Source organism: Burkholderia sp. YIM B11467, assembly GCF_052952715.1.
This window is the reverse complement of sequence record NZ_JBQVSQ010000001.1, coordinates 1,459,993-1,486,992: the sequence shown is the minus strand read 5'-3', so window position 1 is coordinate 1,486,992 and position 27,000 is coordinate 1,459,993. Positions and strand designations below refer to the sequence as shown.

Annotated in this window: 21 protein-coding genes and 2 pseudogenes; 14 read left to right on the top strand and 9 right to left on the bottom strand. The window is 67.3% G+C overall.

Features of this window, described 5'->3' with window-relative positions; genetic code table 11:
• Positions 1-7: 7 nt before the first annotated feature.
• The gene (locus ACTRWB_RS06785; RefSeq protein ID WP_446901341.1) at positions 8-781 is read right to left on the bottom strand and encodes a transporter substrate-binding domain-containing protein; all 774 of its coding nucleotides are present in this window, start codon (positions 779-781) and stop codon (positions 8-10) included.
• Between the two features lie 136 nt (positions 782-917).
• Between ACTRWB_RS06785 and ACTRWB_RS06780 the strand changes: the two genes are divergently transcribed.
• Positions 918-1,838: a LysR family transcriptional regulator gene (locus tag ACTRWB_RS06780; RefSeq protein WP_446901340.1), complete on the top strand. Its 921-nt coding sequence runs from the start codon at positions 918-920 to the stop codon at positions 1,836-1,838.
• A 40-nt stretch (positions 1,839-1,878) separates the two neighbouring features.
• Here the strand turns inward: ACTRWB_RS06780 and ACTRWB_RS06775 are convergent, their stop codons facing one another.
• The 3 genes and pseudogenes from ACTRWB_RS06775 to ACTRWB_RS06765 form a co-directional block, all read right to left on the bottom strand.
• Entirely contained in the window at positions 1,879-3,210 is a 1,332-nt protein-coding gene (locus tag ACTRWB_RS06775; protein ID WP_446901339.1) for an MFS transporter, read from the bottom strand.
• A 59-nt stretch (positions 3,211-3,269) separates the two neighbouring features.
• Positions 3,270-4,460 (bottom strand): M20 aminoacylase family protein, encoded by a 1,191-nt coding sequence (locus tag ACTRWB_RS06770; RefSeq protein ID WP_129515884.1) that lies wholly within the window; start codon positions 4,458-4,460, stop codon positions 3,270-3,272.
• A gap of 362 nt (positions 4,461-4,822) precedes the next feature.
• Positions 4,823-5,047, bottom strand: a pseudogene (locus ACTRWB_RS06765) (transposase); the annotation flags it as partial.
• Positions 5,048-5,364: 317 nt separating this feature from the next.
• Here ACTRWB_RS06765 and ACTRWB_RS06760 point away from each other — a divergent pair.
• The 4 genes and pseudogenes from ACTRWB_RS06760 (at position 5,365) to ACTRWB_RS06745 (ending at position 13,174) form a co-directional block, all read left to right on the top strand.
• Positions 5,365-5,952 carry a Vps62-related protein gene (locus ACTRWB_RS06760; RefSeq protein WP_446901338.1) on the top strand — a complete coding sequence of 196 codons (588 nt, stop codon included), beginning with the start codon at positions 5,365-5,367 and terminating at the stop codon, positions 5,950-5,952.
• Positions 5,953-5,971: 19 nt separating this feature from the next.
• A complete protein-coding gene (locus tag ACTRWB_RS06755; RefSeq protein ID WP_446901337.1) occupies positions 5,972-12,217 on the top strand; it encodes an FG-GAP-like repeat-containing protein in 6,246 nt (2,081 codons plus the stop codon).
• 8 nt (positions 12,218-12,225) lie between these two features.
• Positions 12,226-12,510, top strand: a pseudogene (locus ACTRWB_RS06750) (oxidoreductase); the annotation flags it as partial.
• Between the two features lie 85 nt (positions 12,511-12,595).
• Entirely contained in the window at positions 12,596-13,174 is a 579-nt protein-coding gene (locus ACTRWB_RS06745) for a peroxidase-related enzyme (RefSeq protein WP_446901336.1), read from the top strand.
• A gap of 142 nt (positions 13,175-13,316) precedes the next feature.
• Here ACTRWB_RS06745 and gcvA read toward each other — a convergent pair whose 3' ends face one another.
• Positions 13,317-14,231: a transcriptional regulator GcvA gene (gene gcvA, locus ACTRWB_RS06740; RefSeq protein ID WP_446901335.1), complete on the bottom strand. Its 915-nt coding sequence runs from the start codon at positions 14,229-14,231 to the stop codon at positions 13,317-13,319.
• A gap of 253 nt (positions 14,232-14,484) precedes the next feature.
• Here gcvA and ACTRWB_RS06735 point away from each other — a divergent pair, with 253 nt between their 5' ends.
• Positions 14,485-15,261, top strand: coding sequence for a hypothetical protein (locus tag ACTRWB_RS06735; protein WP_446901334.1), 777 nt, complete (start codon positions 14,485-14,487; stop codon positions 15,259-15,261).
• Positions 15,262-15,358: 97 nt separating this feature from the next.
• Here ACTRWB_RS06735 and ACTRWB_RS06730 read toward each other — a convergent pair whose 3' ends face one another.
• Complete coding sequence (locus ACTRWB_RS06730; protein WP_446901333.1) at positions 15,359-16,234, bottom strand: SDR family NAD(P)-dependent oxidoreductase; 876 nt, start codon at positions 16,232-16,234, stop codon at positions 15,359-15,361.
• Between the two features lie 145 nt (positions 16,235-16,379).
• On the bottom strand, positions 16,380-16,958 hold the full coding sequence (locus ACTRWB_RS06725; RefSeq protein ID WP_446901332.1) for a TetR/AcrR family transcriptional regulator: 579 nt from the start codon (positions 16,956-16,958) through the stop codon (positions 16,380-16,382).
• A gap of 201 nt (positions 16,959-17,159) precedes the next feature.
• On the opposite strand from ACTRWB_RS06725, the gene zwf reads away from it, so the two are divergent.
• On the top strand, positions 17,160-18,635 hold the full coding sequence (zwf, locus tag ACTRWB_RS06720; RefSeq protein ID WP_446901331.1) for a glucose-6-phosphate dehydrogenase: 1,476 nt from the start codon (positions 17,160-17,162) through the stop codon (positions 18,633-18,635).
• A gap of 95 nt (positions 18,636-18,730) precedes the next feature.
• Here zwf and ACTRWB_RS06715 read toward each other — a convergent pair whose 3' ends face one another.
• Positions 18,731-19,672 (bottom strand): LysR family transcriptional regulator, encoded by a 942-nt coding sequence (locus ACTRWB_RS06715; RefSeq protein WP_048245930.1) that lies wholly within the window; start codon positions 19,670-19,672, stop codon positions 18,731-18,733.
• Between the two features lie 101 nt (positions 19,673-19,773).
• Between ACTRWB_RS06715 and ACTRWB_RS06710 the strand changes: the two genes are divergently transcribed.
• From ACTRWB_RS06710 to ACTRWB_RS06680, 7 genes are all read left to right on the top strand, one after another.
• Entirely contained in the window at positions 19,774-20,976 is a 1,203-nt protein-coding gene (locus ACTRWB_RS06710; RefSeq protein WP_446901330.1) for an MFS transporter, read from the top strand.
• Positions 20,977-21,005: 29 nt separating this feature from the next.
• Positions 21,006-21,329 (top strand): MoaF-related domain-containing protein, encoded by a 324-nt coding sequence (locus tag ACTRWB_RS06705; RefSeq protein WP_129515892.1) that lies wholly within the window; start codon positions 21,006-21,008, stop codon positions 21,327-21,329.
• A 13-nt stretch (positions 21,330-21,342) separates the two neighbouring features.
• Complete coding sequence (locus ACTRWB_RS06700; protein WP_446901329.1) at positions 21,343-22,293, top strand: TIGR03571 family LLM class oxidoreductase; 951 nt, start codon at positions 21,343-21,345, stop codon at positions 22,291-22,293.
• 151 nt (positions 22,294-22,444) lie between these two features.
• Positions 22,445-23,251 (top strand): 2,5-didehydrogluconate reductase DkgB, encoded by an 807-nt coding sequence (dkgB, locus tag ACTRWB_RS06695; RefSeq protein WP_129515894.1) that lies wholly within the window; start codon positions 22,445-22,447, stop codon positions 23,249-23,251.
• Between the two features lie 71 nt (positions 23,252-23,322).
• The gene (locus tag ACTRWB_RS06690; protein ID WP_446901328.1) at positions 23,323-24,438 is read left to right on the top strand and encodes an alkene reductase; all 1,116 of its coding nucleotides are present in this window, start codon (positions 23,323-23,325) and stop codon (positions 24,436-24,438) included.
• Between the two features lie 20 nt (positions 24,439-24,458).
• A complete protein-coding gene (locus tag ACTRWB_RS06685) occupies positions 24,459-25,463 on the top strand; it encodes an aldo/keto reductase (RefSeq protein WP_446901327.1) in 1,005 nt (334 codons plus the stop codon).
• A gap of 180 nt (positions 25,464-25,643) precedes the next feature.
• On the top strand, positions 25,644-26,162 hold the full coding sequence (locus ACTRWB_RS06680) for a DUF3455 domain-containing protein (RefSeq protein WP_446901326.1): 519 nt from the start codon (positions 25,644-25,646) through the stop codon (positions 26,160-26,162).
• Positions 26,163-26,293: 131 nt separating this feature from the next.
• Here the strand turns inward: ACTRWB_RS06680 and ACTRWB_RS06675 are convergent, their stop codons facing one another.
• Positions 26,294-26,959, bottom strand: coding sequence for an O-methyltransferase (locus ACTRWB_RS06675; RefSeq protein WP_446901325.1), 666 nt, complete (start codon positions 26,957-26,959; stop codon positions 26,294-26,296).
• Between the last annotated feature and the right edge of the window lie 41 nt (positions 26,960-27,000).

Genomic DNA, 27,000 nt, shown 5'->3' with positions numbered 1-27,000 from the left:
ACGGCGTTCAGTCGCCGTACGGGTTGAAATCGAAGTACTTCTTCGCGATCTTGTCGTACGTGCCGTCCTTCAGCATCGACACGATCGCGCCGTCGATCGACGCCTTGAGCGCCGTATCGGACTGCCGCATGCCGATGCCGACACCGCGATCGCCCATGTCGAGCGGCGCGCCGACGAACGCGAAGCCCTTGCCCCTCGGCTGGCGCAGGAACCCGTAATCGGCTTCCACCGTGCCGAGCAGCGCCGCGTCGAGGCGGCCGTTGACGAGATCGGCGAACACGTCGTCCTGGCTCTTGTACGGCACCACGCTGACGCCGGCCGGCGCCCAGTGCGCGAGCGCCCACGATTCGAACTGCGTGCCCGACTGCACGCCGACCCGCTTGCCGGCCAGTGACGCCATCGTGCTGCCGAGCCCGAGTTCGGGCCGCGCGACGAGCCGCGACTTGAAGCGGAACAGCTTCGACGAGAACAGGATCTGTTTCTCGCGCTTCTCGGTGATCGCCATCGACGACAGGATCGCGTCGATCTTGCGCGCCTGCAGCGCGGGGATCATCCCGGAGAATTCGAGTTCGACCCACTGGCAGCGCAACTGCGCGCGGCGGCAGACCTCGTTGCCGAGATCGACGTCGAAGCCCTTCAGGCTGCCGTCGGGCGCTTTCGCGTCCATCGGCGGATAGGTCGGGTCGATACCGAGGCGCACGACGTGCGTGTCGAGCGCGCTGGCGGACGTGGCCGCCAAGCCAAGGCACAGGGAAACGAGCGGGACGAGGAAGCGTTTCATGGTCGACGGAAGGCAGGACGGTGGGCAAGCGGCATGAGCCGGACTGCCTGCGATCGTAGTGCGCGCGCGCCGCCGCCGGAATCGCCTGCTGCCTTATCATGATCACCATTTCCGATCACCGGCATCGCGCTTGCCCATGGCGTTCACGCTATCCCAGCTTCGTATCTTCCAGGCCGTCGTCGAGCACGGCAGCCTGCGCGCCGCGGCGCGCGCGCTCGATCTCGCGCAAAGCGGCGTCACGCAGCAGTTGCAAAGCCTCGAGGCGACGCTCGGCGCGACGCTGTTCACGCGCACCAATCGCGGGATCGTGCCGACGGCCGTCGGCCAGCGCCTGCTCGCGCGCTCCGGGTCGATCCTCGGCGAATGCGAGCAGGTCGAACGGGAAATCCGGCAGCTGAGCGGCGCGTACGAAGGCACCGTCACGCTCGGCCTCGTCGCCGAGCCGCTGATCGACGCGTTCGCGCCCGTGCTGACCGCGTTCCGCGCGCGCTTCGACGAGGTCGACGTGCACCTGCGCACCGGCACGTCGCGGATGATGATCGGCTGGTTGCGGGAAAGCGCGGTCGATTTCGCGATCGCGCTCGTCGCGAAGCAGACCGATACGACCGATCTCGCGGTCACGCCGCTGCATGCGTCGGCGCCGGTGGTCGTGTGCCGCAACGGCCATCCGGCGATGCACGCGCAATCGCTCGCCGATCTGGCCGGCTACGGATGGGTCGCCACGCGCTCGCCGAACCTGAGCGCCGACCCGGTCGTCAACCGGCTGCTCGCGTACTTCGACGCGCACGGCCAGCCGCCGCCGAGGATCCTTGCAACCGTCGAAGGGATGTTCGAGACGCTGCAGCTCGTCACGCAGACCGATTGCCTGGCGCTCGAAACCGAAGCCATTACGCGGCACGGGCCGTTCGCCGGTGTGCTCGCGAAGGTGCCCGTGCGCGAGCAGGCCGAATCGCAGGACGTCTGCCTGCTGCAGCGCGCGGCCGTGCCGCTGACGCCGGCCGCGCAGGAACTGGCGACGATGCTCGCGTCGTACCTGAGGATGGTGCGCGGGCGGTAAGCGCGTATTGCCGCCTGCCTCCGCCGCGCGCTACGCCGCGTCAGTCCGTCGCTTCCCGCGCCGTCTCGCGCAGCATCGCGACCGCGATCAGCGACAGCACCACGCACGCGGCCACGTAACCGGCCGGCGCGAGCTTGCTGCCAGTCGTCTTCACGAGCCAGGTCGCGATGAGCTGTGCGGTACCGCCGAAGATCGTCACCGCGAGCGCATAGGCGATCGAGATGCCCGTCGCGCGCACGTGACGCGGCAGCGATTCGCACATCAGCGCCATTTCCGACGCCGAGCCGAGCGAATAGAACAGCAGCATCAGCGCGGTCAGCGGCAGGATCACCGACAGCGTCGGATGATGGTTCATCAGCCAGAACGCCGGGAACAGCAGCGCGACCAGCACGCCGCGGCCGACGAAGATCGGCAGGCGCCGGCTACCAAGCTTGTCCGACAGCCAGCCGAACAGCGGGCACGTGACCAGCATCACGCAGCCCGACGCGACACCGACGAACATCGACAGCTTCATCGGCAGGCCGAGCGTGTGGATCGCGTAGGTCGGCATGTAGAAGGTCAGGATGTAGGTCGACACCGTGCCGCCCATCACCGTGAGCATCAGCAGCAGCACCGTGCGCGTGTGCTTCGAGAACAGCTCGTGCAGCACGCCGCGCTCGATCCCGTGATGGCTGTCGCCGGGCGCATCGTCCGCGAGCCGGCGGCGCAAATACATGCCGACCGGCGCGATCAGCACGCCGACCAGGAACGGCAGCCGCCAGCCCCAGCTTTCGAGCGCATCCTTCGTCATCGTGTTCGACAGCAGCGCCGCGAAACCCGAGCCCATCAGCGCGGCGCCGCCCTGCGTCGCAAGCTGCCAGCTCGCGCGGAACGCGCGGCGCGACTTGTCGCCCTGCTCCAGCAGCGTCGACGTCGCCGCGCCAAATTCGCCACCCTGCGAGAAGCCCTGCATCAACCGTGCGAACACCACGAGCAGGGGCGCGGCCACGCCGGCCTGCGCATAGGTCGGCGCGATCGCGATCAGGCCCGTGCCGAGCGCCATCAGCATGATCGTCAGGTTCAGCGCGGCCTTGCGCCCCTTGCGGTCCGCATAGACGCCGAGCACGACGCTGCCGAGCGGCCGCGTGAAGAAGCCGGCGGCGAACGTCGCGACCGACAGCAACAGCGACGTGGTCGGATCGCTCGACGGGAAGAACAGCTTGCCGATCAGCACCGCGAAGAAGCCGTACACGGTGAAATCGAAGAACTCCAGCCAGTTGCCGATCACGGCCGCCGCGATCGCGCCGCGTCGCGTGACGGCGGGTGCGCCGGTCGCACCGGCTCCGGCGGCCCCCGTCGACGCGGGTTGCAGCGCGAGATGGTCTTTCTGCATCGTTTTATTCTCCTCTCAAAGCGGCCGGAAGCGCCGGCCGCGCGCCACGCGCCGCGCGATCACTGCCCGAGGTATCGCTCCACGAGACGCGTCCAGAACGCCGCGCCGATCGGCAGGTTGCGGTCGTTGAAGTCGTATTTCGGGTTGTGCACCATGCACCCGTCCTCGCCTTCGCCGTTGCCGAGCCGCACGAACGAACCCGGCCGCTTCTGCAGCATGAACGCGAAATCCTCGCTGCCCATCAGCAGGTCGGTCTGCTCGACCACGTGCGCGTCGCCCACCAGCTCGCGCGCAACCTGCGCGGCGAAATCCGTTTCGGCATCCGTATTGACGACGACCGGGTAGCCTTCGATGTATTCGACGTTCGCGGTCGCGCCATAACTCGCGGCCTGCGTTTCGGCCAGCTCGACGATCCGGCGCTTGAGCAACGCGCGCACGTCGGGGCTGAACGAGCGCACGCTGAGTTCGAGACGCGCGCCGTTCGGAATCACGTTGTTCGCGGTGCCCGCGTGCATCGAGCCCACCGTGACGACCGCCGGCTGCGCGGGGTCGACGTTGCGCGCGACGATTGTCTGCAGCGCCATCACGATGCTCGCCGCGACGACGACCGGATCGACCGTCAGGTGCGGCCGCGCCGCGTGGCCGCCGACGCCCTCGATCGTGATGATCGCCTTGTCGCCGGCCGACATGAACGGGCCGCGCCGCGTGAGGAACACGCCGGGCGCCGCGCCCGGATGGTTGTGCATGCCGAACACGGCGTCGCACGGAAAGCGTTCGAACAGGCCGTCGTCGATCATCTTCTTCGCGCCGCTGTCGACGCCGTGCTCTTCCGCCGGCTGGAAATACAGGTGCACGGTGCCGGAGAAGTTGCGTGTCTTCGCGAGATGCTGCGCGGCGCCGAGCAGCATCGTCGTGTGGCCGTCGTGGCCGCACGCGTGCATCTTGCCGTGCGTGCCGCTCGCATACGGCAGGCCCGTCGCCTCGACGATCGGCAGCGCATCCATGTCGGCGCGAATGCCGATGCTGCGTGTGCCGTCGCCCGCGCGCAGCGTGCCGACGACGCCCGTCTTGCCGACCCCGCGCGTCACCTGCCAGCCCCATTGCTCGAGCTTGTCCGCGACGAGCGCGGCCGTGTCGTGCTCTTCGTACGCAAGTTCGGGATGGTGGTGGATGTGGTGACGGATCTCGCGCAGCCCGCCGGCGGCGGGCATCAGATCCTCGATTTCGGTGAATCGGGTAGCGGTGGTCATCAAGGGGCTCCAGCTGTTTGTCTGCGCACGCCGGGGGAGCGTGCGGTAAAGCGAGCCACTATATCGAGCCGATATCCGTTCAATAAGATGCGGAATTTTTCACCGCGATAAGATTTTTTAATCAGGGTTTATACCGATGATGCTCGACGTAAGCGAGCTTCGATCAGACGCAGATACGGGTATCGAGTACAGGCCCGGTACGCCCGCGGTACATGGCGTATCTACATCCGATCGAAAACAGCTTTAAGCCCCAGCCGGGCAGAACAAGCACATCCCCCACAAGTCAACAGCCATTCCGGTGGGAGCCCGAACTGGCTCTTCCGGACTCGCGGGCAGGTTCCGCCCGGGTTGCCGACGTACAGCGCCGGAAGTCGCCGCACCTCGGCGTTCTGGTCCAATTTCGCCTGCCGCACGGGATCAGGCTTATCGAACTTCGCTCGCCAGGCATACCGGCCATGCGTCGTCATACCCAAACGCCGGGCCATATCCGCTACCGAACGGCCTCGCCCGGCAACTTGCTCGACCGTTTCGACCTTGAACTCGCCGGGGTACCGCTTGCCGCTCGTACCGACCGCCTCGGTTGCCACCAATGATGGCTCGAAGATGTCTATGGAAAGCCGGTCGGTTCATGAAATAGCCATAAATATTCCAAATTAGAAAATTAAACAATAAATCAATTGATTAATTTTTATAGCGAAATGGTTGTCGCAATTTTGAATTTCGCCAGCAAAAATTTAACCTGAATCATAAAGTCATCGACAGCGTCATGTATATTGAAGCGGGCCTGCGGGCTGCCCGCTTGAATTCCACACGCATTCGCAAAAAACGGGAATGCATGCGTTGCTACCCGGGGCATAGCGAAGAGACCCAGTCAATTTGAAAAATCAATTTTCCGGAGGTTCGCATGTCGGATATTTATCTCGAAAGTCGTGCAATCAGCTATTTCGAAACGCCGCCGGTTACGGATAGCGGATCACGCGCGAGTGGCGACATTTCTTTCTGGATTCCCTACGAGATTCCCGCTGGCTGGAGCATGTTGGGGATGAGCGCGACGCCCAATTACAACAGCCCCCCGTCACTGACGCAGAACGTCTACAAACCCTCGGAGCCGAATGGCTTGATCAGTCCGACCGGCTTCGCCCAGGTCTGGACCTGCGTGGGTCACGATCAGCCGAGTAATTTGGGGATTTACATGCCGATTGCACCCGACGGATACATCGCGCTCGGCTGCGTCGCGGTCACGAACTTCAACGAACCGCCGGGCTCGTCTTCCTTTCCTGCGTTGAAGTGCGTCCGGCAGGATCTGTGCGAACAAGTCACGCTTTCCAGCGACGCCAATCTGGTCTGGACCGACGCGGGCTCCCACGCACCGATCGACGTTTGCGTCTGGATGCTGCCGACCGCCAAGACTTGCGTCGCGACGGCGCGGGGGAACGGCTATCCAAGCTCGATCGTCGTATGGGATCTCAAGAATCCGGACAAGTCGGCATAAATCCACCGCGGGGGCACCCATGACACTGACTCCATCCGCAGTGGGTCTGCGGCAAGGAAAGTTCGCGGTCGACGCCAATGGACAGGCGACCTATCACCTGCCTATCGAGGTTCCCCCCGGCATCGCCGGGGTGCACCCGCGCATCGCCCTCGCCTACGGGCACCAGCAAGGCAACAGTGTGCTGGGGGTGGGCTGGAGTCTCACGGGGCTGTCGGCGATCACACGCACGAAAGCCACACGCGATATCGATGGTTTCAACGGCTGTGTCGACTACGGCCGCGACGACCGGTACATGCTCGACGGACAGCGCCTGATCGCCGTATCCGGCGCATACGGCCAAGCCGGTACCGTGTACTACGCCGAGATCCACGAGTGGTCCAAGGTCGTGGCCGGGGCAACGCCGCAGGACGGTTTCATCGTCTACCTGAAGGATGGGACGAAACACGAGTACGGTACGACAGCGGACAGCCTGATCTTCGCGGGCGATACCCGGCATGTCCGCGTCTGGGCGCTCGCCGCCACGGAGGATCTGCACGGCAACCGCGTCGAGTACCGCTACACGAACACGCCAGTGCCAGGGAGCCAGAATACCGGCGCGTTTTACCTCTCCCGGATCGCTTATACCGTCCGCGCCGATCTGGCGGCGAACCGCTATGTCGATTTCACCTACGGCTCACAAGTGCGCCCGGATGTCATGCGCACGTATCTCGGCGGCTATGCCGTCACCACGTCCTATCTGCTGGAAGCGATCACCGTGTCCCTGGACGGTGATGTTCCGGTACGCCAATATCAGCTGCAATACCGGACCAGCAGCGCCACCCGGCTGAGTTGCCTGGAATCCGTCGCGGTGAAAGGCACCGACGGCGCCGTGCTGCCGCTGCTTCGCGCCGGCTGGCAGGATGCGCGTCAGCCGGGCTTCGACACCACCCAGCCGGCCAGCCGGCTGCTGAACCGCGCCAACGTGCTGCAGACCATTCCGATGGATGTCAACGGCGATGGCATCACCGACATCGTGCAGATCTACGCCGATCGCGACAGGGTCCTGCATGCCGTGGTTTTTCTGGCGCGCGTCGACCAGGGGCGGGTGAACTACGTCCAGAGCTGCGATTGTCCGCTGGGCTATTACGGAGCGTCCTCGAGCTATCAGGTTCTGCCCGGCGATGTCAACGGCAACGGCCTGACAGATCTCGTGGTTGCCTACTCCGCCCAAGGACGCCTGGCATTCGATATCTTCCTGTCGAACGGGGATGGCTTCGGCAAACCCGACACCACGCGGACGAACGCCGCCTGGAATCCGAAACAGATTGGCATCTACGCGCTCGATGCCGATGCCGACGGGCGCACCGACTTCGTGGTGGCCTATCGCGGCGCGAATGCGCGGCTTGCGTTCGACACTTATCTGTCGCAATGCTCGGGCGACAGCAGCGGTTTGCGGTCGCAGGCGCTGACCACCACCACGGGCAGCGAGGCGCCAAATTCGAAAGATGCGCTGTGGGCGCTCGACGTGAACGGCGACGGCATGGTCGACATGGTGCTGCTGTGGAACGACCCGCGCGGCGTGGTCAACACCACCGCCTTCGTGACGCAAGGCAGCCCGGACGGCGTAGCGCTCTTCTCCCGTGCCGTGTCGTCGTGCCTCGACGTGTCGGCGGTGAACCAGGTTTGCATCCTGCCAGCGGACGCGAATGGCGATGGCCTGGTCGACATCATCCAGATCTGCCACTCCTCGTCGACCCCGCTCACGATCCAGTCGTTCCTGTCGAACGCCGCGGGCGGCTTCGTGGCCGGGCCGGTTTCGACGTTTCCCAGGCAGTCGGTCTCCGCCGCCAGTCTTTTCCCGCTGGGTTTCAACGGCGGGTCGCAAACCTGCCTGCTGAATTGCTGGCGCGATACCCGGGACGTGCTGAAGGCGACGGTGTACGGTTCCGTACCCGACGGCAGTATTCGCCATCTCGCCGATCTGGATACGGAATACGGTGTCTCCTCGCTCAATTGCCAGATCGGGGACGCCAATGGCGACGGCAAGGCGGATCTGCTCTACACCTACGCGGATGCCGCGAACAACGTGCAGGTCCAGCCGTTTCTCTCGGCCGGTCCGATGCCGGATCTGCTCAACCAGATCACCAACGGCCTGGGCGGCAGCGTCTCGATCCGCTATGCGACGCTGAGCGATCCGGATACCTATCATTCAGATGCCGTGTCCTCCTACCCGCATGTCAGCGCGCGGCGCTATCCGGCTCGCCTGTCACCCGCGCAGTTCCCGACGCAGGACGTGATCGGGCAGGCGATCTCCGTCGTCTCCGGCTACACCCTGACCAACGATGCGCAGGCGAACCGGTATGCGTACACACGCAGCTTCCGCATGCGCTACGCCAATGCCCGCATCGATCTCGGCGGACATGGCTGGGAGGGTTTTGGCGAGGTGACGAGCGTGGATCTGCAGACCGGCTTGCGGCGCGTGCAGCGCTACCTTCAGGATTTTCCGTACCTGGGATGTCTGGCCGGCGAGCGCATGGAAGCAGACTTGGCGGCCGGCGGGGTCATGGTGCTCGGTTGCCTGGCCAACACATACCAGGCGCCACAGCCCGTGCCGGCGGCGGCGGCCTACGAGGTGCGGCGCACCGGCACGCTGGCCTGGCACTACGCCGACGGCGCGCCGGACTACGCGGTGGCCAGCAGCACGGTGTATGACGACTACGGCAACCCGCGCACCTCGATCTGGCATGGCTATATCGCCTGGCAAGACCCGTTCGGCATCCGCCCGACCGCCCCGTTCCCGCCCGTCACGCCACTGGCCGAGAGCGAAGTCGTCCATACGCACCGCCTGTTCCAGAACGACACGGCGGGCCCGCGCGAACCCTGGGTGTTGGGCTACCCGCTGTACGAGAAGCGCTCCGCCAACGCGCGCGATGAGCGGATCTCCGCGTTTCAGCCAGGCGACTACCTGCTCTCTGCGTGGACCTACGTGCCACGCACCCGCGATGTCCTGACGCAGAGCCACTGGGACGATACCAACGAGGTGTTCCTGACCACCAGGCTCGGTTATGACGCGCGCGGCAACCGGATCACCGAGACGCAGCCGGGCGGCGCCACCACGACCACCGCGTTCGAGACCGTCTATCACACCTACCCCGCCACCGTGACCATGCCGCCGAACGCGCAAGGCGTTGCGCTTGTCGTCCACTATGGTTACGACCCGCGATTCGGTGTCCGGGTGGCGGAGCAGGACGAGAACGGCTTCGTGCATCTCGTCGGGCTGGACGGTTTCGGGCGTCACGCGTGTCGGCAAGGCCCCGTGCCGGAAGACAGCACGCAACAGGACGCGAATCGCGTGACGACGCGAGTCACCGGTACGCAGGACTTCGGCCGCGCGCGCGTGCTGACCCTGGCGCAGCTGGATTATCTGAACGACGGCGCCGGCGGGTTGTACGCGGAGCAGACTGTCCTGCAAGCGTTCCCGGATAGCGCGGCGCGCGACACGAGCTGGGTGCGCCACTACGTGGACGGCCTCGCGCGAACGACGCTTGCGGCGACGCAAAGCGGCAGGGCGCAGGGCAACATCGCGGTCCTGACCACCTATGCCGCGTGCGGTAAGCCGGCCAGGCGCAGCGTGCCGTTCTTCGCACCGGATCTGAACACGGCGAAGGCGCCTGCGGAAACGACGTGGGAGTACGACCTGCAGGCACGGCCGATCCGGCAAACCATGCCTGCCGGGCGGGACGGCGAGCGCACCGTCGTGCTCGCGTGGACCTACCACACCGGTCAACGGGAGACGGTCACGGAGGCGGCGGGTGCGCCGGAGGCATACACGCGGGACACCACTTCGCATCTGTTCGACGGCGATCTGCGCGTGAGCGCGGTCTCGGGTGCGCAGGGGCGCGACGAAACCCGCTTCGCTTACGATGCGCTCGGCCGCATGCGGCGATCCACGGACCCGGCCGGCGTGGTCAACACCATCGCGTATGACTCGCTGGGCCGCAAGACGCTCTACGACAACCCGGACCAGAACACGACGGGACAAGACTACGCGCTGCGTTACCGGTACGACGCCAGCACCGGTCTGCTGGCGTCCATCACCGATGCGGCGGGCGGCATCGATGCCTACGAGCACGATGCGCTGGGCCGCGTGATCCGCCGCCGCATGGCCGACGGACGGGAATTCAGGGAGGTCTACGACGCCGGCACCAACGGCAACGGCAAGCTGTGCGCGGTCAGCATCGTCGCCGCCGACGCAACCACGGAACTGTCGCGGCGCTTCGCTTATGACTGTTATGGCCACGTCGGCGAGGAAACCTCGGCGATCGCCGGTGCGCGCGCGCCCTTCGTGATGACGACCGTGTTCGATCCGGTCGGCCGGGTGAGGTCGCAGGTCTATCCGGACGGCACCCGGCTGGACCGTCAGTATCGTCATGGCGTGATGACGCGGCAGGAACTCGACGGCGTCTGCATCGCCTATCCGCTGGAGCTGGCCACGCCCATGGGGAGTCCGGGACGGGTGGCGCTTGGCGAGCGGATCGGCGTCGAGTACGACTACAACCCGCTGGACCAGCGTTATGGCGAACGGCTCAGCGGCCGGGACGACGCGGCGCGACTGGATTTTTCCCTGGAATACGATCTGCTCGGGCAACTGACGCGCGAGGTGGAGCACGTCGCGCACCGCACGGAATCGTTCGCCTATCTCGACAAGCGGCTGGTGTCGGCCGTGGTGCCGGGTTTCCCGGACGGCAACGGCCGTTATGCGTACGGGGCCGGCGGCGACCTGTTGGTCAAGGACGGCAACCGCTACACCGACTATCACGGGCATTTTCCGCGTACCCTCCTCCACGACGGGGACGTGGTCTACCGCGCGTCGCAGGATGCATGCGGACGAACGGCGAGCCGCGAGGCGAACGGCGAGACGCTTCAGTTCGGCTACGACGGAATGGGCCGGCTGGCCAAGGTGACGCGGGACGACGCGGTGCTGCTGCGCATCGCGTCGGACGAGCGCGGGCTACGTGTGAAGGAAACGCACGCGGATGGCCACACGCTTTGCTACGCGGGGCCCGTCTACCAGGAACGGGTCGGGGCGGACGGCAGCCTCCGCATCGTGAAATGGCTGACCGACCGGCTCGGGCACGCCGCTTCGATCGAGACAGCGGGATCGACGACCCAGCGCCGGTATTTCCGCCGCGACCGCAAGGGCAACATCACGCATGTTCTGGATGAAGACGGCGGCATGCTCGAGGTTACCGCCTACGATGGCTACGGCCTGCCCCGGACGACCAGCGGGGCGCCGTCCGGGCTGGCGCGATACGAAGGCAAGCCCTGGGATCCAGCGTTGGGCCTGTACGACTTTGGCGCGCGTTGTTATACGCCCGGGACCGGCCGCTTCCTCACGCCGGATTCTCGGCTCGGCGCGCACGGCCCGGAGCGCGCCGATGCATGGAACCGCTTCGCCTTCGAACTGAATGCCCCGCTCAATCATGTCGACCCGACCGGCCATTTCAGCTGGAGCCTGTTTGGTACGTACCTGGGCATGGGCGTGCTGACGGCACTGGGCGCGGCCGGCTCCATCGTGACAGGCGGGCTGTCCGACGAACTGGCCGCCGACGCCGACCTGGGCATCGCCGGTGACGCCGATCTCGCGGGCGAGCAGTCCGCGTCCGCGGCCGCACGCCAGGGCACCGGGCGGTCTCTCATCGGCACGACGGGAAAGGCCTTCGCCAATACGGTGAGCGGCAGCGCTACTGGAGCGGGGAGTTCCGGCTTGAGTTATCTGTCCCAGCACGGCGGTTCGTGGAATTGGGCAGGCCTGAGCCATGCAATGGCGCTGGGTGCGGTCTCCGGCGCCACGTCCAGCACGATGAGCCGGACCATGTCCGGACTCGTCCCCAAGTTGGGCGATAACTGGGCGCTCAAGGTCGTCGCGGGCGCCGTCATCGGCGCCGACGCGAATATCACCGGCGTGGCGATAGCGTCGATCGCAGTCGATCATCAACGGCCAAGCGACGACCAGGTCCTGCGCGCACTCATCGGCGGTGCGGCCGTCGGCGCGTTGCGTTCCGGCGTTCAGCTCGCTCGGGTCGCAGGGGCGCGCGTGCCGCCCAGCGGTGAGGTCCAATCAGGTGCGGCCCGGGCGGGGGCATATTTGAACGCAGTGGTCCGGAGTCTCAAATCGCAGAAGTTGGCAACGATCGGAGCCGGCATGGGCGTGCTTGTCACGCTCGACGTCATCCAGGTGAGCGCGCAGACCGGCTTGCCGTTGCATCCATACTGGACGAGTTGATCGCCGGGCGGTACCGCGGCGTCGTGACGGCCTGCGGCCTGGCCGCCGGCATGGATTTCCCCGCGACCGTCATGCCGTTCATCCTGCGCGGCGTCACGCTCGTCGGGATCGACAGCGTCATGTGCCCGCGCGCCGACCGCCTGGATGCGTGGCGCCGGCTCGCGTCCGATCTGGACGTCGGGAAGCTGAGCGCGATCAACCACTAGGTCGGCCTGGGCGACGTCATCCCGCTTGCCGGGGACTTGATCGACGGCGAGGTGCGCGGCCGGATCGTCGTCGACGTCAACGCGTAACGCCGCTCGCGACCACCGGCGTTGCTTTTTTCGGACGGTGGCTCGCGCATCGCGAGCGCCCGCGCCATTTTATCCAGGAGACCTCATGACCGCCGCAAACACCGCCCCCGTCAGCCGCTTTCCGGTGCCCGCGCTCGAAGACTTGCCCGAGGACATTCGCGAACGCATCGCGGCCGTCCAGGAAAAGTCGGGCTTCATCCCGAACGTATTCCTGACCCTCGCGCATCGCCCGGACGAGTTCCGCGCGTTCATGGCTTACCACGACGCGCTGATGGACAAGCGGGGCAACCTGAGCAAGGCCGAACGGGAAATGATCGTCGTGGCCACCAGCAGCGTGAACCAGTGCCAGTATTGCGTGATCGCGCACGGTGCGATCCTGCGCATTCGCGCGAAGGATCCGCTGATCGCCGACCAGGTCGCCACCAACTACCGCAAGGCCGATATCACCGACCGGCAGAAAGCGATGCTCGACTTCGCGATGAAGGTGTCGCAGGCCGCGCACCAGGCCGGCGAAGCGGATTTCGACACGCTCAAGTCGCATGGTTTCGTCGAGGAAGACATCTGGGACATCGCGGCGATCTCGGCGTTCTTCGGTATGTCCAACCGCCTGGCGAACGTGACGAACATGCGGCCGAATGCGGAGTTCTACGCGCTCGGGCGGTGAGCGCGCACCGGGCGGGCGGTCACGTGCGCGGGACGCGGCGGCGGCCGCGTTGGCCGCGTCCGCTGCGTGGTCCGCGTGGTCGTTGGCGGACGCGAGCGCAGGTGGCAGCCGCGCTCGCCGCCGATGCCGATGCCGCCGCGGTTCAGTTCGTCCCGCGCAGAAACACGCGAATCTCCTCCGCGAGCCAGTCCCGCAGCGCGCACACCTTCGGATCGTCCTTGCTGCCGATCCGGTAGATCAGGTCGTGCCCGCGCTCGGCCTGCAATGCGAACTGCGGGAACGGCGCGACGAGACGCCCGGCGGCGATGTCGTCCGCGACGATCACGCTGCGCCCGAGCGCGACGCCTTCGCCGCGTATCGCCGCCTCGATCGCGAGGCTCCCGTGGCTGTACGCCGGCCCGCGATCGCTGCGCGCACTGCGGATGCCGGCCAGCGCGAACCATTGCTCCCAGTTGGCCAGCATCCGGTCCTCGTGCAGCAGCGTACAGTCGACGATGCGCTCGACGGAACCCAACCCGCCCATCTTCGCGCGATAGGCAGGACTGCAGACGGGTGTCACCGTCTCCTCGAGAATCCGCTCGGCCAGCACGCGCGGATAACGACCGCTGCCGTAGCGAATCGCCACGTCGGCCTCGCCTTCGTTCAAGTCGACGTGCGTGTCGGTCACGTCGAGATGGATGTCGAGTTCCGGATGCAGCGCCTTCAGCCGATGCAGCCGCGGCGCGAGCCATTTGTTCGCGAACGACACGCTGGCGTTGATCTTCAGCCGCGTGACGCTGTCGCTGCCGTGCGCGCGCAGCCGGTCGGCCGCCCGCGTCAGGTCGCCGAGCGTCCGGCTCACGTCCAGCAAAAAGGCCGCGCCGGCCTCGGTCAGCACGATGCGCCGCGTCAGGCGCTGGAACAGCGCGACGCCGAGATGGGTTTCGAGATGCTTGATGTGCCGGCTCACAGCGCCGTGGGTGACGTGCAGTTCCTCGGCCGCGAGCGTCATGCTCAACAGCCGGCCGGTCGCCTCGAAGGCGCGCAGCGTTTGCAGTGGGGGAAGCCGGTCGAACACGGTCGCGCTACGTGTGAGTGATAGTCACGCAGTATATGACGACAAATCGTTTGTCAGCACCGGCGGCGCCTCGCAATATTGGGACGCAGGCGCAGGGCTGGCAGCCGCTCCAGCCGGCCCTCCGACTGCGCCAACGCGCGGCGATTCCGCGAGCTTTTCGCGACGGAATCTCGACCGCGCCTCATGCCTGAAGCCGCGACGCCCGGCGCGCGCTTCGTTCGAGGCGGGCTTTGTCCGGGCCATGTCGCTCATCATGGATCATCTGGTTTTCAAACTCGTCGCCACCCCGCTACTGCTGGCGGCCGCCACGCTCGCCGCGCGCCGCTGGGGCGAAGCGATCGGCGGATTGCTGGTCGGGTTGCCGCTCACGTCGGGGCCGGTTTCGGTGTTCCTCGCGCTGGAGCATGGCCCGGCGTTCGCCGCGCACGCGACGGCCGGCTCGCTCGTCGCGACGACCGGGCAGGCAGCCTTTTGCGTCGCCTATTGTCGACTCGCGCAGCGCGGATGGCCGGCGGCGCTGGCCGGCGCCAGCGCGGCGTTTGCCGTCGTCGCCTTCTTGCTGCAGGCGAGCGGGTTGCCGGAAACCGGGCTGTTCCTGATCGCGATCCTCGCCGTTGCGCTCGTGCTGAGCGTCGTGCCCGCCGCCGAAGTCAGGGCCGCCCGGCTCGATCCGCCGCGCTGGGACCTGCCGCTGCGCATGGCGCTGATCTCGGGCCTCGTGGTCGGCGTGACGATGATCGCGCCGTATGTCGGGCCGGAAACGAGCGGCGTGCTCGCGTCGTTCCCGTTCATGGTGATCATCCTCGCGGTGTTCGCGCATCGCATGAGCGGCCGCGCCGCCGCGCAGCAACTGATCCGCGGCATGGCAACCGGGCTGCTGAGCTTCGCGGCGTTTTTCCACGTGCTGAGCCTGACGCTCACAAGGCTGAGCCTGTTCCAGGCGTACGGCGTGGCGATCGTCTGCACGCTCGCGATACAAGCGGTGTCGTTGTACCGGATGCGCGTGCCGGTCGCCGTGCCGACCGAATGAGCGCACCGGCGCGGCCGCACGACGCCAGCGCGCAGCTGCCCGCGCCAGCATCGCCCTGCCGCTCACGCTGCACGGGCAGCAGTGCGAATGTCAGCGCTCACTCCAGCCCCTTCAGCGCATCCAGCCCGGCCGGCAGCTTCGCATCCGGAAACTGCGTGGACAGCGTCGTATCGCGCCACCGCGCCGCTTCTTCCGCGCGCTGCGTTTCGGCCTGCTCGCACACGAACAGCGCGTCGCCGCCGAGCAGCAGGCGCATCGGCACGTCGTCGCGACGCGACAGCTCGACGATCAGCTTCGCGATCCGCACCGGGTCGCCGATCTCATGGCCGCCATATGCGCCGAGCAGGTCGAGAATCTTCCCGACCGACGGCTGATAGTCGGGCAGCATGCCGTCGATGCCGCGCTTCGCTTGCGCGGCCCAGTCGGTCCGCATCCCGCCCGGTTCGAGCGTGCAGACGCGCACGCCGAACGGCGCGACCTCTTTCGACAGCACGTCGCTGAACCCGCCGACCGCCCACTTCGCCGCCTGATACGCGGACAAGCCGGCCGTCGACGTGCGCCCGCCGACCGACGACACCTGGAAGATATGGCCCGAGCGCTGCGCACGCATCGACGGCAACACCGCGCGCGTCAGGTTGACCACGCCGAACAGGTTCGTTTCGATCTGGTCGCGGAAATCATCGGCGCCCATCTGCTCGAACGGCGCCGTATGGCCGTAACCCGCGTTGTTCACCAGCACGTCGATGCGGCCGAACCGTTCGCGTGCCGCCACCACGGCCTGCGCGGCCGCCGCCTCGTCGGTGACGTCGAGCGCGATCGGCAGCAACCGGTCGCCGTAACGCTCGGCCAGGTCGGCAAGCCGCGACGTATCGCGCGCACCGGCCACCAGCCGGTCGCCCGCCGCCAGCACCGCTTCCGAAATCGCACGCCCCAGGCCGCGCGCGGCCCCTGTTAACAACCAGACTTTCGACATTTTCCTGCTCCTTGAAAAAACAAAATGAATGATTACTCACTCATTAATAACGACGATACGTGCGCGATTCGCGCGATGCATCGCCTTGCCAAAATCGTTCGGCTACGCAGGCAACCCGGGCTTCACGCCCTCCTGCGCCACCCGCTCACACCGCGTGCAGCACGGCCCACAACGCGCGAAACCCGGCTTCCCGGTACGCATCGGCCCGCGCCGGATCGCGCGCGACCGACTCCATCGCCGTTTCCGCGATCGACGTAAACAGCGCCGCGCAGAACGCGTGCGCTTCGTCGGCCGTCAACCCGCGCGACGCGACGATCTGCTCCTGCAGCAGCGAGCGGATCGTGCCGAAGCCTTCGGCCCCGGCCGCGCGATGCACGTCGTCGATACGCCCGCTCACGCCGAGCTGCTGCAGCGCGCGCCGCCCGGCCGGATTCTCGACGCCCCACGACACGTAGCCGTTCCACGCATGCCGCACGGCCTGGTCGGCCGGTGCGCCTTCCGGAAACCCGGTCATCATCGCGTCGCGCATCTCGGCCTTCAGGCTCACGTACAGCGCGTTCAGCAATGCGTCCTTGGTTTCGAAATAGGTGAACACCGTGCCTTCCGCCACGCCGGCGAGCCGCGCGATGCGCGCGGTCGTCGCGGTCGCGCCGTCCTCGGCGAGCGCGCGGGCGGCGGCGGCGAGGATGGCTTCGTGCTTGTCCGGACTGCGCGGTCGGGCCACGTTGGATTCCTTTAATGAGTGAGCGCTCAATCATAATCAGGCGACCGGGACGATGCAAGCCCTGTTACACATCGGGGGTACGCATACACAATCCATCAAAACCGTGCACTATTAGCGTTTTGCCGTACCGGCGCCGGCCAGCCGGCGCCTGATGCCATCGACGTTCGTTTCACGTTCACCGTTTCAAACCGCGAACCTTCCATGACGAATCAGCCTACCCAGACCGCGGCCGACCGGCCCGTCGACATGATCATTTTCGGCGGCGGCGGCGACCTGGCCGCCCGCAAGCTGTTGCCCGCGCTTTATATGGCGCACCTGCACTGCAACCTTCCGCCCGAGACGCGCATCATCGCCGTCGGCCGCCGCGACTGGGGCATCGACGGCTATCGCAAGTTCATGGACGAGCAGTCGCGCCCGTTCATCGACGAAAAAGCGTTCGACGCCGAAGCGTGGAGCCGTTTCCTCGACCTGTTCAAGTACGTGCTGATCGACGTGAACGCGCCGGACGACTACCTGCGGCTCGCCGAAGCGGCGCGCGGCGATGCAATCCGCGTGTTCTACCTGTCGACGTCGCCGGAGCTGTTCACGACGATCTGCGACAACCTGTCGGCCGCGCGCCTCGTCGACGCGCGCTCGCGCGTCGTCCTCGAAAAGCCGCTCGGCCACGATCTCGCGTCCGCGAAGGCGATCAACGATGCGGTCGGCAAGCACTTCGAGGAATCGCAGATCTATCGGATCGACCACTATCTCGGCAAGGAAACCGTGCAGAACCTGATGGTGCTGCGCTTCGGCAACCCGATCTTCGGGCCGCTGTGGCAGGGGCCGAACATCCGCAGCGTGCAGATCACGGTGGCGGAGACGGTCGGCGTCGGCAGCCGCGCGGGCTTCTACGACCACACCGGCGCGCTGCGCGACATGGTGCAGAACCACCTGCTGCAGTTGCTGTGCATCGTCGCGATGGAGCCGCCCGTGTCGCTCGACCCGGACGCGGTGCGCGACGAGAAGCTGAAGGTGCTGCGCTCGCTGCGGCCGATGGCGCTGTCGGACGTCGCGCGCGACACGGTGCGCGGCCAGTACACGGCCGGCGCGGTCGACGGCCAGCCGGTCAAGGGCTATCTCGAGGAAGACAACGTGCCGGCGGACAGCCGCGCGGAAACCTTCGTCGCGCTGCGCGCGCACATCAACAACTGGCGCTGGGCGAACGTGCCGTTCTTCCTGCGCACGGGCAAGCGGCTGCAGCGCCGCCAGTCGGAAATCGTGATCGAGTTCGCGGACATGCCGTTCTCGATCATCCCGAGCGGCCCGCGCCACTACAGCAACCGCCTCGTGATCCAGCTGCAGCCGGAAGAGTCGATCCAGCTGCAGATGCTCGCGAAGGAACCGGGCAGCGGCATGAGCATGGTGCCCGTGAGCCTGAACCTCGACCTGCAGCAGGCGATTCCGGAGCGGCGCGCGGAAGCGTACGAACGGTTGCTGATCGACGTGATCCGCGGCCGCCTCACGCACTTCATGCGCCGCGACGAACTCGAAGCCGCGTGGTCGTGGGTCGAGCCGATCCTCGACGGCTGGAAGCAGCTCGGCGACCGGCCGCGCCTGTACACGGCCGGCACGTTCGGGCCCGCGGCCTCGTCGGCGCTGCTCGCGCGCGACAGCATGTCCTGGTCCGAAGAAGCGTAACCGCAAGCAAAACGGCGTGCCGCCGCGCGGCACGCCGGCCCGATCGGGCCACCCGGGGCGGCACCCGCCCCGTCTTCCCCGCAGGTCCGCCGCTGCTACCGCGGCCCCATCCACGCGGCCTTGCGCCGCGCCGGCGCATCGTTGCCGCTGCTGCCGCCGAGCACCTCGATCATGTAGTCGACGAACGACGCGATCCGCGACGAAATCGCAGTGTTGCGGTAGTACACCGCATGAATCGGCTGCTCGACGTCGAGCGTCTGGCGCGCGAGCACCTGCACGAGCCGCCCCGTTTCGCGATCCTGCGCGGTCATGAAATCCGACAGGCAGACGATGCCCGCGCCGTCCAGCGCGAGCTGCCGCAGCGTCTCGCCGCTCGACGACCAGATGCCCGGCTCGATGCGGCACGGCTCGCCGTCGGTGCCGAGGATCGGCCACACGTTCAGCGATTCGGGCTGCGTGAAGCCGAGCAGCGTGTGCTTGTCGAGATCCTCGACCTTGCGCGGCAGGCCGTGCGCTTCGACATACGCGGGGCTCGCGAGGATACGCAGCCGGCTGTTGCCGATGCGCCGGCTGTGCAGCGTCGAATCCTTCAGCCGGCCGATCCGGATCGCGACATCGGTGCGCCGCTCCAGCAGGTCGATGATCCCCTCGTTGCTGTTCAGCTCCAGCTCGACTTTCGGGAAGCGTTCGCGGTAGCCGCGCACGAGCGGCACGATCACGTGCAGCATGAACGGCGTCGCGGCGTCGACGCGCAGGCGCCCCGACGGCATCTCGCGCCGCGCGAGCATCTGCTCCTCCGCGTTCTCGACCGATTCGATGATGGCGCGCGCATCCTGCAGGAACGCGCGCCCTTCCTCGGTCAGTTCGAGCCGGCGCGTAGTCCGGCGCAGCAGCGTGGTCTTCAGCTTCTCCTCGAGCCGCGCGAGCGTGCGGCTCGCCGCCGATACGGTGACGTCGAGCTGCTGCGCGGCAGCGGTGATCGAGCCGGTGTCGACCACGGCGGCAAAGGCCTGGAGTTCGTCGAGCGTGATTTTCATTGTTGATCTTAAATCAAAACAATTTGGTTTATAGACCAGTTTTTCCGCAAAAGTAAAGGCGCCACACTGCGATCCATCGTCACTGGAACCTGGATCCCGCCATGCCCCTCGCCCTGCTTGCGCTGACCCTCAGCGCCTTTGCCATCGGCACCACCGAGTTCGTGATCGTCGGGCTGATTCCGACGATCGGCGCCGACCTCGGCGTCAGCCTGCCGTCGGCCGGCCTGCTCGTCAGCCTGTATGCGCTGAGCGTCGCCATCGGCGCGCCGCTCCTCACCGCGCTCACCGGCCGCGTGCCGCGCAAGACGCTGCTCGCCGCGCTGATGGCGCTGTTCACCGTCGGCAACCTCGTCGCGTGGCAGGCGCCCGGCTACGAATCGCTGGTCGTCGCGCGCATCCTCACCGGCCTCGCGCACGGCGTGTTCTTCTCCGTCGGTTCGATCATCGCGACCACGCTGGTGCCGAAGGACAAGGCTGCCAGCGCGATCGCGACGATGTTCAGCGGGATGACCGTCGCGTTCGTCGCCGGCATTCCGCTCGGCACCTTCATCGGCCAGCACTTCGGCTGGCGCGCGACGTTCCTGATCGTCGCGCTGTTCGGCCTCGTCGCGTTCGTCGGCGCGGTCGTGTTCGTGCCGCGCGGGCTGCCGCAAACGCCGCCGGCGCCGCTCGCCCGCCAGCTCCGCGTGCTCGCGCAGCCGCGCCTGCTGCTCGTCTACGCGATGACGGCCGTCGGCTACGGCGGCTCGCTGATCGCATTCACGTACATGGCGCCGCTGCTCGAACGGATCGCGGGCTTCACGCCGTCGCAGGTCAGCCTCGTGCTCGTCGGTTATGGCGTGTCGGTGGCGTTCGGCAACGTATGGGGCGGCAAGCTCGCGGACGCCGTCGGCCCCGTGAAGGCGCTCAAGCGGATCTTCCTGCTGCTCGCGATCGTGCTGCTCGCGCTGACCTTCACGATCCACGTCAAATGGCTCGCCGTGCTGACGATGCTTGCGTGGGGCGCGGTCGCGTTCGGCAACGTGCCGGGGCTGCAGGTGTACGTGGTCAAGCAGGCGCGCCACTTCGCGCCGGACGCCACCGACGTCGCGTCGGGCTTCAACATCGCCGCGTTCAACCTCGGCGTCGCCGGCGGCTCGTCGCTCGGCGGCCTGATCGTCGCGCACGCCGGCCTCGGCCACACGCCATGGATCGCCGCGGTCGTCACGCTCGGCGCGTTCGCGCTCACCGCGTTGAGCGGCCGTCTCGACCGCCATCACGGGCTGCCGGCACGCACGGCCGAACCCGTCGAACTCGCCCATTGAACGCTACCCCTTTGCAGGAGCTCACCAGCATGAACGCATCGACCCGACGTCCGCCGTTCGCGGGCAAGACCTTCGAAGTTCGTTACGACGGCCTCACCGCGCTCAACGCGTATGACGAGGACGGTCTTCACATGCGCTACGAAATCACCGAAGGCGCGTACGCCGGCGCGAAAGGCGAAGTCGCGTGCACGTGGCAGCACGTCGCCGGCGAGACCTATGCGATCTCGTGGCAGGAAGCCGACCGCGCGACGGTCGTGCACCTCGACGATTTTGCCGCCGGCACGTCGCGCGCGTTCTTCACCGCGTCGTCGCTCGATTTTTACCGGCTCGAAGGCAGCCTGCGCGCGGTCTGAACGGAGCCCGACCATGTCCACTTCACTCGACACACTCGCCGACGGCGGCTTCAGCGTCGGCATCGAACTGCCGCTCGACAACGACTGGTCGCCGGCCGGCGACGCCAAGCGTCAGCGCGACGGCCGCCGCCCCGGCGTGCCCGACCTGGAAATCCACGCGGAGCTCGCGCAACTGGCCGATACGCTCGGTTTCCGCGCACTCTGGGTGCGCGACGTGCCGGTGTACGACCCGTCGTTCGGCGACGCCGCGCAGGTGTACGAAACGTTCTCGTATCTCGGTTACCTCGCCGGCATCACGCGCGACATCCTGCTCGGCACGGCGGCCGTCGTGCTGCCGCTGCGCGAGCCGCTGCTGACGCTGAAATCGGCCGCGACGATCCAGGAGCTGAGCGGCGGGCGCCTGCTGCTCGGCGTCGCGAGCGGCGACCGGCCCGTCGAATATCCGCTGTTCGGCCGCGACTTCGCGTCGCGCGGCGCGAACTTCCGCGACCAGGTCGCGTTGCTGCGCGACGGCGCGCGCGCTCACCTGCCGCCCGGCCTCGACGTACTGCCCGCCGCCCGGTCGCCGGTGCCGCTGCTCGTCGCGGGCCTCGCGCAGCAGACGCCCGCATGGATCGGCGCACACATGGACGGCTGCCTCGCGTATCCGGGCACGCCGGCCGACCACGCGCAGCGCGCCGCGAACTGGCGTGCCGTGGCCGGCGACAAGCCGTACGTGAGCTTCATCCACCTCGACCTCGCGGAAGACCCGCACGAGCCGCTGCAGCGGCACCGCTTCGGCGCCCGTGCGGGACGCGTCGCGCTGGCGGAAGAACTCGCGGCGATGCGCGACGCGGGCGTGCGGCACATCGGCCTGCATTTCCGCCGCAACCGCCGCCCGCTCGACGAGACGATGGCCGAGATCGCAGCGGACGTGCTGCCGGCGCTCCATCCGAACGCAAGCGCGCAAGCACGCTCGGCATGAGGCCGGCAACGGCCCGCAGCAGGTCCGCGTCACGATCGATACTTGATTTCAGATCAAATATTTTTGACCTCTAACGGCGTTTATCTCATCAGTCCGAGGCGCCAGAATGACTCACATACCGCAACCGCCCCCCTTCTCCCAGGAGCACACGATGAGCAAGATTCCCGCATTCGGCCTCGGCACTTTCCGCCTGCAAGGCCAGGTCGTCATCGACTCGGTCCGCAACGGCCTCGACGTCGGCTACCGCGCGATCGACACCGCGCAGATCTACGGCAACGAAGCCGAAGTCGGCGCAGCGATCGCCGCGTCGGGCGTGCGCCGCGACGACCTGTTCCTGACCACCAAGATCTGGGTCGACAACTACGCGCCGGACAAGCTCGTGCCGAGCCTCGAAGAAAGCCTGCGCAAGCTGCGCACCGATCATGTCGACCTGACGCTGATCCACTGGCCGGCCCCGGACAACGGCGTCGCACTCGACACGTTCATGACCGCGCTCGCCGACGCGAAGGCGAAGGGCCTCACGCGCCGGATCGGCATCTCGAACTTCAACATCGAACTGACGAAGCAGGCGATCGCGGCCGTCGGCAAGGACGCGATCGCAACAAACCAGATCGAACTGAGCCCGTACCTGCAGAACCGCAAGCTCGTCGAGTTCCTGAACGGCGAAGGCATCCACGTGACGTCGTACATGACGCTCGCGTACGGCAAGGTGCTCGGCGACCCGGTGATCGGCGCGATCGCGCAACGTCACGACGCGACGCCCGCGCAGGTCGCACTCGCGTGGGCGCTGCAGCTCGGCTATTCGGTGATTCCGTCGTCGACGAAGCGCGAGAACCTCGCGAGCAACCTGCTCGCGCAGACGCTGCGCCTGACCGACGACGACATGGCGCAGATCGCCGCGCTCGAACGCAACGGCCGCGAAGTCGACCCGGCCGGCCTCGCGCCGACGTGGGACTGAGCACGCCGCCCGCCATTCGACATTGGAACCGTCCGCGGCCAGTCAGCCGCGGCACGCACAAGGACAACATCATGACCCAGGACCCGCTGTTTCAACCGCTTCGATTCGGCGCGCTGACGCTGCCGAACCGCATCGTGATGCCGCCGATGACGCGCTCCCGCGCCACCCAGCCCGGCGACGAAGCCAACGACCTGATGGCCGCGTATTACGCGCAGCGCGCAAGCGCGGGCCTGATCGTCAGCGAAGGCACGTATATCGCGCCGCTCGGCAAGGGCTACGCATGGACGCCCGGCATTCACACGCCGTCGCAGGTCGCCGGCTGGCGCAAGGTGACCGACGCCGTGCATGCCGCGCACGGCCGCATCTTCGCGCAGCTGTGGCACGTCGGCCGGCTGAGCCACACGAGCCTGCTCGGCGGCCGGCAACCCGTGTCGTCGTCGCCGCTCCAGGCGAAGGGCGTGAACGTGTTCGTCGCCGGTGAAGACGGCAGCACGCCGGGCTTCGTGCAAGCGTCCGAGCCGCGCGCGCTGACGATCGACGAAATCCGCGAGATCGTCGATCAGTACCGCGCCGCCGCGCGCAACGCGATCGAAGCCGGCTTCGACGGCGTCGAGCTGCACGGCGCGAACGGCTATCTCGTGAACCAGTTCATCGACTCGAACGCGAACACGCGCACCGATGCGTACGGCGGCTCGCTGGAAAACCGGCTGCGCTTCCTGCGCGAAGTCGCGCAGGCACTGATCGAAGGCACCGGCGACGCGTCGCGCGTCGGCATCCGCCTCGCGCCACTGACCACGCTGAACGGCTGCGTCGACGACGATCCGGAAACGACCTACCTCGCCGCCGCGACGCTGCTCGGCGAACTCGGCGTCGGCTACCTGCACATCGCGGAAGCCGACTGGGACGACGCCCCGCTGATGCCGGTCGCATTCAAGCAGCAACTGCGCGCCGCGTACCCGGGCGTGCTGATCTACGCCGGCGCATACACCGCCGAGCGCGCACGCGAAGCGATCGCCGCCGGCTGGGCCGACCTCGTCGCATTCGGCCGCCCATTCGTCGCGAACCCCGACCTGCCCGAGCGCCTGCGCACCGGTGCCACGCTCACGCCGCACGACCGCAACACGCTGTTCGGCGGCGGTGCGTCAGGCCTGACCGACTACCCGACGCTCGCACAAGCCGCGGCGTGAATGACCCACAGGAATCCGACATGAGAATCACGCTCCCTTCCCGCCTGGGTTTCGGCACCGCGCCGCTGGGCAACATGTATCGGGACATCCCGAACGAAGAAGCACTGGCCACCGTCGACGCGGCCTGGGAAAGCGGCATCCGCTACTTCGACGCGGCACCGCTGTACGGCGCCGGCCTCGCCGAGCTGCGCCTCGGCGAAGCGCTCGCCCGCCGTCCGCGCGACGCCTATTCGCTCGGCACCAAGGTCGGCCGGCTCGTCCTTGACGAACACGAGGACGCGTCGCAACGCGATCTCGGCGAAAAGGGCGGCCTGTTCCGCCATGGCCTGCCGAACAAGATCGTCTACGACTACACCGAGGACGGCACGCTGCGCTCGATCGAAGCGAGCCTCAAGCGGCTGCGTACCGACCGGCTCGACACCGTGTGGATCCACGACCCGGCGATCGACTTCCACGGCGAACGCTGGCTCGACGTGTTCGACGCCGCGATGTCGGGCGCGGCGAAGGCGCTCACGCGCCTGCGCGACGAGAAGGTCATCCAGGGCTGGGGCCTCGGCGTGAACCGCATCGAGCCGTGCGAGCTCGCGCTCGAACGCTCGGATCCCGACGGCTTCCTGCTGGCTGGCCGCTACACGCTGCTCGACCATGCGGGCGCGCTCGAACGGCTGATGCCGGCAAGCGTCGCGCGCGGGCTCGGCATCATCGTCGGCGGTCCGTACAACTCCGGCGTGCTCGCCGGCGGCACCCACTTCGAGTATCAGCCGGCGACGCAGGAGATGCTCGACCGCGTCGCACGCATCCGGCAGATCAGCGAACGCTTCGGCGTCGATGTGCGTGCGGTGGCGCTGCAGTTCTCGCTCGCACACCCGGCCGTCGCGGCCGTGATCCCCGGCGCGAGCCGGCCCGATCGCATCGACGAAAACCTGCGGCTTGCCGCGGCGCCGATTCCGGCCGAACTGTGGGACGCGCTGAAGGCCGAGCGCCTGATCGCCGAGCACGCGCCGACGCCGGCCGGCGCGGCCTGAGCGTCCTGAGCCGCTTGCGCGCGACCGCCGCGGCGAGCGGCCGCGCACATCGGTTCCCTCTCAATCGCGGCGACTATCGCCGCGATTGTCATTTCCGAATTGCAGCCTGCGCAATCGGCGTCTAGCGTTTACAGGTTCGACTCCGCACGACCGTCACCCTACCTGAAAGGATGCCCCGCCATGCCAAGCCGCTCCCCGAAACGCGACATGCTGCTGGCCCTCGCGGCCGGCCTTTCCTTCGCAGCTTTCACCGCGCCGACTTACGCAGACGACGCGGGCAATCTCGCGCCGCCCGAGCCTGCAACGCCGGTACTGTCGACGACCGCGACCGGCGTGCAGATCTACGCATGCGAATACGATGCCGAACACCGGCTCGCGTGGGCATTCCAGCGCCCGGAAGCGATGCTGTTCGACGGCAGCGGCACGCTCGTCGTCCGGCACGGCGCGGGGCCGTCGTGGGAAGCGCTCGACGGCAGCCGCATTACCGGCAAGAAACTCGCGGAAGCGCCGAGCGCACGCCCGGGCAGCATTCCGCAGCTGCTGCTCGCCGCGACGCCGGCAGCAACGGGCACGCTGGCCGGCGTGCGCTTCGTGCAGCGGCTCGATACGGCCGGCGGCACGCCGCCGGCAGCAGCCTGCACGGCCGAGCATGCGGTCGGCCGTTTCCCGTATTTCGCGCGCTACGTGTTCCTGAAGTAACGCGCGCGGCGCCCGAAGCAATGCGTGCCATCCCGGCGCCTGCCGTCCCGCCTCCATTTATTCAGCTTTCCTATCTTTAATGGATGGAAGCGTGACATCATCGACACCATCGTTCCGGCTACAAAACGCGCTCAGCCGATCCGCATCGACAACTCGACATCGCCGCCGAACGGCACCGACAGATAGCCGTGTTCCGGCGCGCGCACGTAAGCGAGGTAGTCGGGGCTGTATTCCGCGTTGTCGGCCACGACGAACGCGCCCGGCCTGAGCCGCGGTTCGACCCGCGCGAGAATCTCCGGATACAACGCCTTCGCGCCGTCGAGCAGCAGCAGGTCGACCGTTTCCGGAAGATCGGCGGCCAGCGTGCGCAGCGCATCGCCCTCGCGAATCTCCACGAGATCGGCGAGCCCGGCCGCGGCCAGGTTCGCCTGCGCGCGCACGACCTTCGACGGCTCGAACTCGCTCGTGATCAACCGGCCGCCGCCGTTGTCGCGCAGCGCGGCCGCGAGATGCAGCGTCGAAATGCCGAACGACGTGCCGAATTCGACGATCGCCCGCGCGCCGCCGCTGCGCGCGAGCATGTACAGCAGCGTGCCCGTCTCGCGCGACACGGCGAGCGGATAGTCCTTCAGGCGCGCATAGAAATCGGTGTAGTCGGTCTTGCTGCGCATCAGCCGCGCGTGCTCGTCGTGCGACAGGTCGGCAAAGTCCGGGTTCGTCGCGGGCGACGATGCGTCGGCTTCGTCGAACAGGCGCGCCAGCAGCGAAGCCAGCGGGTCGAGCGTCAGGGTAGTCATGCGTATCTCCGGTATCGGGTTGAGTGCGTCGTTGCACCCGA

Excerpts from the sequence above, each read along its gene's own strand:
- ACTRWB_RS06770 (WP_129515884.1), bottom strand. The coding sequence starts at position 4,460 with ATGACCACCGCTACCCGATTCACCGAAATCGAGGATCTGATGCCCGCC.
- ACTRWB_RS06710 (WP_446901330.1), top strand. The coding sequence starts at position 19,774 with ATGCCCCTCGCCCTGCTTGCGCTGACCCTCAGCGCCTTTGCCATCGGC.
- ACTRWB_RS06780 (WP_446901340.1), top strand. The coding sequence starts at position 918 with ATGGCGTTCACGCTATCCCAGCTTCGTATCTTCCAGGCCGTCGTCGAG.
- ACTRWB_RS06680 (WP_446901326.1), top strand. The coding sequence starts at position 25,644 with ATGCCAAGCCGCTCCCCGAAACGCGACATGCTGCTGGCCCTCGCGGCC.
- ACTRWB_RS06755 (WP_446901337.1), top strand. The coding sequence starts at position 5,972 with ATGACACTGACTCCATCCGCAGTGGGTCTGCGGCAAGGAAAGTTCGCG.
- ACTRWB_RS06775 (WP_446901339.1), bottom strand. The coding sequence starts at position 3,210 with ATGCAGAAAGACCATCTCGCGCTGCAACCCGCGTCGACGGGGGCCGCC.
- dkgB (WP_129515894.1), top strand. The coding sequence starts at position 22,445 with ATGAGCAAGATTCCCGCATTCGGCCTCGGCACTTTCCGCCTGCAAGGC.
- ACTRWB_RS06685 (WP_446901327.1), top strand. The coding sequence starts at position 24,459 with ATGAGAATCACGCTCCCTTCCCGCCTGGGTTTCGGCACCGCGCCGCTG.
- ACTRWB_RS06785 (WP_446901341.1), bottom strand. The coding sequence starts at position 781 with ATGAAACGCTTCCTCGTCCCGCTCGTTTCCCTGTGCCTTGGCTTGGCG.
- ACTRWB_RS06730 (WP_446901333.1), bottom strand. The coding sequence starts at position 16,234 with ATGTCGAAAGTCTGGTTGTTAACAGGGGCCGCGCGCGGCCTGGGGCGT.
- ACTRWB_RS06745 (WP_446901336.1), top strand. The coding sequence starts at position 12,596 with ATGACCGCCGCAAACACCGCCCCCGTCAGCCGCTTTCCGGTGCCCGCG.
- zwf (WP_446901331.1), top strand. The coding sequence starts at position 17,160 with ATGACGAATCAGCCTACCCAGACCGCGGCCGACCGGCCCGTCGACATG.
- ACTRWB_RS06690 (WP_446901328.1), top strand. The coding sequence starts at position 23,323 with ATGACCCAGGACCCGCTGTTTCAACCGCTTCGATTCGGCGCGCTGACG.
- ACTRWB_RS06675 (WP_446901325.1), bottom strand. The coding sequence starts at position 26,959 with ATGACTACCCTGACGCTCGACCCGCTGGCTTCGCTGCTGGCGCGCCTG.
- ACTRWB_RS06715 (WP_048245930.1), bottom strand. The coding sequence starts at position 19,672 with ATGAAAATCACGCTCGACGAACTCCAGGCCTTTGCCGCCGTGGTCGAC.
- ACTRWB_RS06760 (WP_446901338.1), top strand. The coding sequence starts at position 5,365 with ATGTCGGATATTTATCTCGAAAGTCGTGCAATCAGCTATTTCGAAACG.
- ACTRWB_RS06705 (WP_129515892.1), top strand. The coding sequence starts at position 21,006 with ATGAACGCATCGACCCGACGTCCGCCGTTCGCGGGCAAGACCTTCGAA.
- ACTRWB_RS06700 (WP_446901329.1), top strand. The coding sequence starts at position 21,343 with ATGTCCACTTCACTCGACACACTCGCCGACGGCGGCTTCAGCGTCGGC.
- ACTRWB_RS06735 (WP_446901334.1), top strand. The coding sequence starts at position 14,485 with ATGGATCATCTGGTTTTCAAACTCGTCGCCACCCCGCTACTGCTGGCG.